This window comes from Streptomyces sp. AA4 (assembly GCF_000158875.1).
Lineage (GTDB): Bacteria > Actinomycetota > Actinomycetes > Mycobacteriales > Pseudonocardiaceae > Amycolatopsis.
Map to the genome: position 1 here is coordinate 5431938 of NZ_GG657746.1, position 7423 is coordinate 5439360.

At 69.5% G+C, this 7423-nt stretch carries 9 protein-coding genes; 7 read left to right on the forward strand and 2 right to left on the reverse strand.

Going from position 1 to position 7423, the window contains the following annotated elements; translation table 11 throughout:
• Positions 1–98 precede the first annotated feature (98 nt).
• Positions 99–368 carry a WhiB family transcriptional regulator gene (locus SSMG_RS24865; RefSeq protein ID WP_009080567.1) on the reverse strand — a complete coding sequence of 90 codons (270 nt, stop codon included), beginning with the start codon at positions 366–368 and terminating at the stop codon, positions 99–101.
• Positions 369–815: 447 nt separating this feature from the next.
• Between SSMG_RS24865 and shbA the strand changes: the two genes are divergently transcribed.
• Positions 816–1961, forward strand: a complete 1146-nt coding sequence (gene shbA / locus SSMG_RS43755; RefSeq protein WP_100266870.1) for an RNA polymerase sigma factor ShbA — start codon at positions 816–818, stop codon at positions 1959–1961.
• On the opposite strand, the gene SSMG_RS24875 is transcribed toward shbA, so the two are convergent.
• Positions 1935–2801 (reverse strand): LysR substrate-binding domain-containing protein, encoded by an 867-nt coding sequence (locus SSMG_RS24875; RefSeq protein ID WP_037717909.1) that lies wholly within the window; start codon positions 2799–2801, stop codon positions 1935–1937. The genes shbA and SSMG_RS24875 overlap by 27 nt on opposite strands.
• 97 nt (positions 2802–2898) lie before the next feature.
• Here SSMG_RS24875 and SSMG_RS24880 point away from each other — a divergent pair, with 97 nt between their 5' ends.
• The 6 genes from SSMG_RS24880 to SSMG_RS42575 all read left to right on the forward strand — a co-directional run.
• Positions 2899–3933 carry a bile acid:sodium symporter family protein gene (locus tag SSMG_RS24880; RefSeq protein ID WP_009080572.1) on the forward strand — a complete coding sequence of 345 codons (1035 nt, stop codon included), beginning with the start codon at positions 2899–2901 and terminating at the stop codon, positions 3931–3933.
• Positions 3934–4158: 225 nt separating this feature from the next.
• Entirely contained in the window at positions 4159–4707 is a 549-nt protein-coding gene (locus SSMG_RS24885) for a DUF1062 domain-containing protein (protein ID WP_009080574.1), read from the forward strand.
• A 424-nt stretch (positions 4708–5131) separates the two neighbouring features.
• Complete coding sequence (locus SSMG_RS24890) at positions 5132–5470, forward strand: WXG100 family type VII secretion target (protein WP_009080576.1); 339 nt, start codon at positions 5132–5134, stop codon at positions 5468–5470.
• A 31-nt stretch (positions 5471–5501) separates the two neighbouring features.
• Positions 5502–5801, forward strand: a complete 300-nt coding sequence (locus tag SSMG_RS24895; protein ID WP_009080578.1) for a WXG100 family type VII secretion target — start codon at positions 5502–5504, stop codon at positions 5799–5801.
• Between the two features lie 45 nt (positions 5802–5846).
• Complete coding sequence (locus SSMG_RS24900) at positions 5847–6401, forward strand: hypothetical protein (RefSeq protein ID WP_009080580.1); 555 nt, start codon at positions 5847–5849, stop codon at positions 6399–6401.
• Between the two features lie 45 nt (positions 6402–6446).
• Positions 6447–7423: WXG100 family type VII secretion target (locus SSMG_RS42575; protein WP_009080583.1), on the forward strand; the 977-nt coding region annotated here is incomplete at its 3' end.

Here is a 7423-nt window from a genome sequence, read left to right on the forward strand (position 1 = left end):
CGCCCGGGCGCAACCACCGAGTTCCGGGCTTTGCGGCCGGTCGTGGTGGGGGAAACTGCTAGCGCCCTCGCCGCCGGGAAATGGTCACCGGCTCGCGGTCAGGCGACTCGATGCCGTGCGGCGGCGGAGCCGGATCGAACCAGCTTCCGGCGCTCCAGCTCGGTGGTTCCCCCGAAGATCCCGTTGCCGAGACCGTTGTCGAGAGCATAGGAAAGGCATTCCGCGCGGACCGGGCATCGCGCGCAGACCGCCTTGGCCTTCGCGACCTGCTGCGCCCCCGGACCCATGTCGGAAATCGGGAAGAACAGTTCCGGGTCCTCGTCCTGGCACGCCGCGCGGGCGAGCCAGCTGGTGGCCGTGAGTTCCATTGTTGCTTTTCACCTCCTGTCCTCAGTGTCGAACCGTGGTCAACCGAGTTCTCCGCGCGCACGGGCACGCCATGCCTTCGGAGGGTGTTCGGTGGGCTTTTTCGGCCGAAGCGCCCCGGGCCGCGAAGGACCCGGCGGACGACCGGCTTTCCAAGTTACCACCGATCACCGCCCGCGCGGGGAATTTCGATTCAGCTCACATCGCGGACGCGGTTGCCGCCGGACGTGCTACGGCCCCCGCGCCCGGCGCTCCCCGGCGCCGGAGAGCCCGGGTTTTCCTTGTCCGCGCACCATTTCCCCCTTCCGCCGCGCTCGCGGGCGAGTTGCCCGTCCTGGCCAGGTACCCGCCAGCCCCGACCCTAACCACATTTCCGTGACCCGATCGTTACATCCCGCGGGCGCGTCACCGCACCTGTTCGGCAAGGGCGGGATCGGGAGGGGGTGCGCGTGGCGGGGTTCGACGGCTTTTTCCGGGGCGATTTCCCTCGCCTCGTGGCGTTCCTGTGCGCGGGCGGGCTGGGGCCGGGCACCGCGCGCGAGGTGGCGGTGGAGGCGTTCGTCCAGGAAACCGGGACGTGGCCGCCGCCGGGCGACCCGCGCGTGGCGGTGCGGCTGACCGCCTCCCGGCTCGCCGCAGAGCAGACGTGGTTCGACGGCGGCGCCCCGGCCGAGGATCCGCCGGACGACCGGCTGGCCGAGGTCGTGGAGCGGAACGCGCGCGGGGTCGAACTGCTCGCGACGCTGCCGGAAACCCAGCGCACGGTGCTGACCTGGGCGCTCGACGGGTTCTCCCCCGCCGCCATCGCCTCGGCGCTCGGCATGGCGGGCACCACAGTCCGGTCGAATCTGCGGCACGCCCGGGAACGGCTGAAAAACCGGCTCGGCCTGGCCGGGCGCGAGGAGGCCTTGATGACCGTACTGCGCGAAGCCGAAGCGGCGCTGGTCAACGCGCTGCGCTCGGCGCTCGACGTCGAAGAGGCCTTGACCCGCGTGAAAACCGAGGCGACCGCCTTGGCCGCGCCCCGCGTCCCGGCCGGCCGATTCGGCTTCGACGGCCCGGTGCGCGCCGCGGTCGACGGCGATCCGGACGCGACGCAGGACCTGCTCGCCGCGGTGCAGCCGCTGATCGTGCGCTACTGCCGGGCCCGGTTGGGCGGTGCCGACGCATATTCCTCGGCGGACGACGTCGCGCAGGAAGTCTGTCTGGCGTTGCTGACGGCGCTGCCGGGCTACCGGAACCAGGGGCGGCCGTTTCTCGCTTTCGTGTACGGGATCGCGCAGCACAAGGTGGCGGACGCGCACCGGGCGCACGCGCGCAACCGGACCGAAACGATGGCCGAGCTGCCGGAGGCGATCGATCTCGCCGACGGGCCGGAGGAACGGGCGCTGCGGTCCGAGCTGAACCGGCATCTCGCGCGCCTGCTGCAGCTGCTGCCGGAACGACAGCGGGAGATTGTGTTGCTGCGCATAGTAGTCGGACTCTCCGCCGAAGAAGCCGCCGAAGCCGTCAGCTCGACCCCAGGTGCGGTCCGGGTCGCGCAATACCGCGCACTGCTGCGCCTTCGCTCAGCCCTCGAACGACGACGCAACTGACCCGATCCGCGCCACCACGAACTCCGCCAGCGCTGCCACCGGGCCCTCGCCGCCGTCGCGCGAAAGCAGGATGAAATCCACGTCACCCGGGTCCGGCAGGCCGAGTTCGGCGGGCAACTCGACGAGGTCGGACGGCACCAGGCTCCGCGCGTGCACGGTGATCCCGAGTCCGGCGGCCGCCGCCGCGCGCAAGCCGGTCAGGCTCGAGGTCTGGCAGGCCGCGCGCCATTCCAGCCCGGCGCGTTCCAGCGTTTCCACCGCCAGCTGCCGCGTGACCGACGGCATCGGGTACTGCACCAGGGGCACCGGTTGGCCGGGCGTGAGTTCCGTCGCGGCCGAGCCGATCCACACCAGCGGTTCGCGGCGCAGCAGCCGTCCCGGGCCGGGCGCGCCCGGGCGGCGTTTGCCGAGCACCAGGTCGAGGCGGCCGTCGGCGATCCGGCGGGCGAGCACATCGGACAGTTCCACGTGCAGTTCGACGTCCACCAGCGGATGGCTTTCCCGCAGCCGCCGCAGGATTTCCGGCAGCTCGCCGAGCGCGAAGTCCTCCGACACTCCGAACCGGACCCGGCCGCGCACCTGCGCGCCGCGGAAATGCCGGGCGGCGCGGTCCTCGGTGTCCACAATGGTCTGCGCGAACCCGAGCATCGCCTGCCCGCGCGCGGTCAGGTCGACCGCGTGCGTGTCGCGGGCGAACAGCAGCCCGCCCGCGTCGGCTTCGAGCCGCCGGACGTGCTGGCTGACTGTGGGCTGCCCCACCCCCAGCCGCCTCGCCGCGGCCGTGAAGCTGCGGGTTTCCGCCACAGCGAGGAAAGAACGGCACAATCGCGGATCCAGCATGCGGCACATCTTATCGGGTTTCGCAATGACAGTCAGTACGGTCATCGGGGTTCCGAATGACCGGCGGCGACGAGAGAATGGCCGGGAAAGGAGTTCCATGACCACCGTGCTCGCCTCGCTCGCCCGCCCCGTCTCGGCGGTTCTCGCCAAGCTGCGGATCGACCCGTTCATCGCCCTGATCCTCGTCACCGTAGGCATCGCTTCGCTGCTGCCGGCGTCCGGCGCGGCCGCGACCGGGTTCGGCGTGGTGACCAAGATCGCGGTCGGGCTGCTGTTCTTCCTTTACGGCGCGAGGCTTTCCAGCCAGGAAGCGGTCGAGGGGATGCGGCACTGGCGGTTGCACGTCACGGTGCTCTGCGCCACTTTCGTGCTGTTCCCGCTGCTGGGGCTCGCCGCGTCGTTCCTCTCCCCCGGGCTGCTGACGTCGCCGCTGTACACCGGCGTGCTGTTCCTCTGCCTGCTGCCCTCGACCGTCCAGTCGTCGATCGCGTTCACCTCGATCGCGAGGGGCAACGTCGCGGCGGCGATCTGCAGCGCGTCGCTGTCCAACCTGCTCGGCATCGTGCTGACGCCGCTGCTCGTCGCGCTGCTGCTGGCCACCGACGGCCCCGGCGTGAGCGGTTCGGCGGTGCTGGACATCGTGCTGCAGCTGCTGGTGCCGTTCGTCGCCGGGCAGCTCGCGCGCCGCTGGATCGGCGGGTGGGTGCAGCGGCATTCCGCCCCGCTGAAGATCGTCGACCGCGGGTCGATCCTGCTGGTCGTGTACACCGCGTTCAGCGAGGGCATGACCGAGGGCATCTGGCACCAGCTGGACCTCGGCCCGCTGCTGGCCCTGGTCGCGGTCTGCTGCGTCCTGCTGGCGGCGGTGCTCGCCGCGACGAGCGGCGGCGCGCGGCTGCTCGGCTTCGCCCGCGCGGACCGGATCACGATCATGTTCTGCGGTTCGAAGAAGAGCCTGGCGAGCGGCCTGCCGATGGCGACGGTGCTGTTCGGGCACGCCGAGGTCGGGCTGATCGTGCTCCCGCTGATGCTGTTCCACCAGATTCAGCTGATCGTGTGCGTGGCGATGGCGCGTCGGTACGCCCGGCAGGCGGCCGCGGAGGAACCCGGGGAACTGGCGCCGGTCCGCTGACGCCGGCCGGACCCGTGCTCGCGAGAGCCGGAGACCCGCTGGCGGCCGAAAACCAGTGGAGCCGCGCCCGTGCCCGCCGCTACTGTCGCTCGACCAGTGTCGGCTAGGCGAGGACGTGCCGTTGTACATCGCGTGAGGCATCCCAAGCTCTGATTTCGTCGCGCGCCGCGATTGAGCGCCGCGCTTCTTCGTGCTGCGGAATTCTCACTGGATCGGTGTACTCCTGTGCTCTATCACTGGACAGTCCTGCCCACTCGCCTGCCGCTCGTCCGGAGGCGCTGCCATACCTGTTCGTCCGGGCTTTTCCGGGCGGACGGCAAGTTCCGGGTCAACGCCAACCACAAACTCATCGACGCCTGGCTTCTCGTGCTGTGCACCGGCTGCGGGGAAACGGCGAAACTCACCGTGTTCGAACGGGCGAAGGTGCGCTCGGTCAGCCCGGTTCTGCTGGATCGCTTGCACCACAACGATTCCTCCCTCGCCGCCGAACTGCTCCAGGACCCGGTCCTGCGCCGGCGCAACCGCGTCGCGCTCGACTGGGACGACGCCTGGCGGCTCGACACCGATGGTCTGGACCATCTCGACCAGGACGCGATCGACGTCTCGGTCGGCTTCGCGGCCCGGATCCCGGTCCGGCCGGTGCGGCTGATCGCCGAGGGCTGCGGGCTCGCCCGGGCCGAAGTCGAGCGGCTGCTCGCCGAGGGGAAGGTGGTGTCGGCAGTCCGGCTGGGCGGCAAGCTCTCCGGCGACTTCGCCTTCACCCTCAAGTACTGAGCGCCGTGAGGGGAACCCTGAGGGACTCAGAGTCCCTCAGGGTTCCCCTCACGGACAGCTCCGGAGCCACCCGGTCTGTCCACAACGGACTGCTCGAGTCCGCTCCCGGCTTCCGCTCGCATGAGCGCGAACCGCGAACCCGGGCAAACAGCGGTGCCTGAACGGGCAATCGTGCGTAACCGGTGGCGGCGCACCGCGTTGCCGCGCCCAGCGGCCCCCGGGTGGCGCAGCGGCTTGCCCCGCCGTCCGTGAGCTGGTGTTCAGAAGGGAACAACGCGGCGACAACCCGTAGACCGGCGCTTACCGTAAGTCCGCAGTCTCCCCGTGCTCTGTCGTATCGGCCGAACGAAGGGCATCCGCGGCGACATCGGCGGCCTGGCAGGCCAGTCCGTCATATCCGGAGAACCCGACCAGAGGAGAAAGCATGGCTTCGCAGGACGGCGCCCGCGTCGACACCAGCGTCATGCGCAAGGGCGCGCAGACGATCAGCGACACCGGGCAGAACATCACCGGCGTGAACCAGAAGGTCGACGGCACCATGCAGACGCTGTTCGGCACCTGGCGGTCGGACTCGGCGAACGTGTTCAACCAGGCCATGGGCCAGTTCGACCAGACGGTCCGCAAGATCGTGCAGAAGCTGGACGAGCTCGCGCAGAACGTGCAGACCTCGGCGAGCGAGTACGACAGCCGGGACTCGGACAACACCTCCACCGCGCACAACGCGGCCGCGGTCATCGGCGGCGGCGGCCTGCAGGGCTTCTGATCCCCTTCCTTCCCACGAAAGGACCTCTCCCATGGCTTTGGGCCAGTTCCAGATCAGCTTCGCGACCATGCAGGACACCGTCGGGCAGGCGAAGCAGCAGTCCAACCAGATCACCGAGCTGCTGGACCAGATGAAGGCGGTCATCGAGGGCCAGCGCGAAAACTGGACCGGTGTCGCGGCGGACATGTTCCACGAGACCTACACCTACTGCCACCAGGCCGCGCTCACGCTGCCGCAGGCGCTCGACGCGGCCGCGCAGACCCTCGGCCAGATCAACGAGGGCACCTCGAACACCGAGGGCAACAACGCCAAGCGGTTCGCCGCGAACTGACGCCGCCGCTTCGGCGCGACTGACCAGAAAGGAGGGTGACCGGCCATGGTTTCGTTGGGTGACACCGATTACGGGATGCACAACGATTCGTCGAACAAGCATCAGACCACGTCGGCGGACGGCAAGTTCCACAGTCCGGGCGACCAGACGCCGCCGGACGTGAAGAACGAGTGGATCCCGCCGGGCGACGTCGGCAAGCCGCCGCCGGTGCCGGGCGGCGCCGAGCATCCGGGCAGGGGCGTCACCGCGGTCAACACCGAGGCGATGCGCACGTTCGCGAAGAACATGCAGGCGCTCGCGGACGGGCCGCTGAAGGATCTTCCGGCGAAACTCGACGGGATCCAGCTCAAGCCCGGCGTGTTCCTGACGGCGCAGGAAAAGATCTTCAAGCCGATCCAGGGCACGAACGCGCTGCGCGACACCACCCGCACCGCGATCCACGACCTCTGCAAGGCGCTCGACGAGGTGGCGGACGCGGTGAACAAGGCCTCGAAGGCGTACGACAGCGCCGACGAGGTCAACAAGATGTCGGCCGACGACTACAACCAGTATTTCAACACCGTCAGCGGCCACATCACCGGCGCCGGTCAGAAACCCTGACCGGACGGGCGGCGGTCTCTCCAGGTTCGAAGCGATCGAGGGAAGATGGCGGACGACAACACCAACGGGTTCACCTCGGACGACGACGGGGTCTGGCCGGACACCACGAAGACCGGCAACCAGAACACCACTGGTGACCCGTCGAAGGATTTCGACGGCCTGACGTGGAAGCAGATCGAAGCGGCGATCCTCGGCGGCGGTTCGCTGTCGGGCGGCCAGGACAACCTTGACAAGGCCTACGGCAACGTCAACTGGCAGTCGCTTCAGGACGCGGCCGGGGTGTTTCAGGAGACGCAGCAGAACCTCGCGATGGTCGCTCAGTCCATTCAGGACCAGACCGCCGCCCTCGCCGGACCCGACGGTCCGTGGAAGGGCGACGCCGCGACGAAGTTCAAGGACATGATGACCGCGCTGGGCAACAAGTTCTCCGATCTGGCGGACCGGATCGGCGACGGCGGCGGGTCGAACAACGTGCCGAACAATCTCGTCAATTCCGCGGCGTATCTCAAGTGGGCGCAGGACACGATCCGGTACATCGACAGCTATTACGCCAGCCAGGTCCTCGCCCAGGGCAGCAAATACCATCTCAGCGACGGGCGCGCGTACATCTCGCAGTTCCCCGAAGCCGTCGAGATGATGACCAACGACATGCGCAAGGTGGGCGGCCAGCTCGCGCAGAAGTACAACACCGTGCACGTCAACTCGGGCACGACGACCCCGCCGCCGACGCCCGGTGGCGGCGACAGCAACACGCCCAAGCCTCCTCCCCCGCCGCCGCCTCCTCCGCCCCCGCCCACTCCTCCGCCGCCCCCGCCGCCGGTGACGGCTCCCCCTCCGCCGCCGGTTTCTCCTCCGCCGCCTCCGGTGACGCAGCCGCCGCCCGTGTCGTCGCCGCCGGGCGGCGGCGGCAATGGCGCACCCCCGCCGCCGGTCAACAAGGCTGTGATTCCGCCCCCTCCGAACGGCGTGAACGGTCCCGGCGGGAACGACGTGCCGCCGCCGTTGAAGAACGCTGTCGTGTC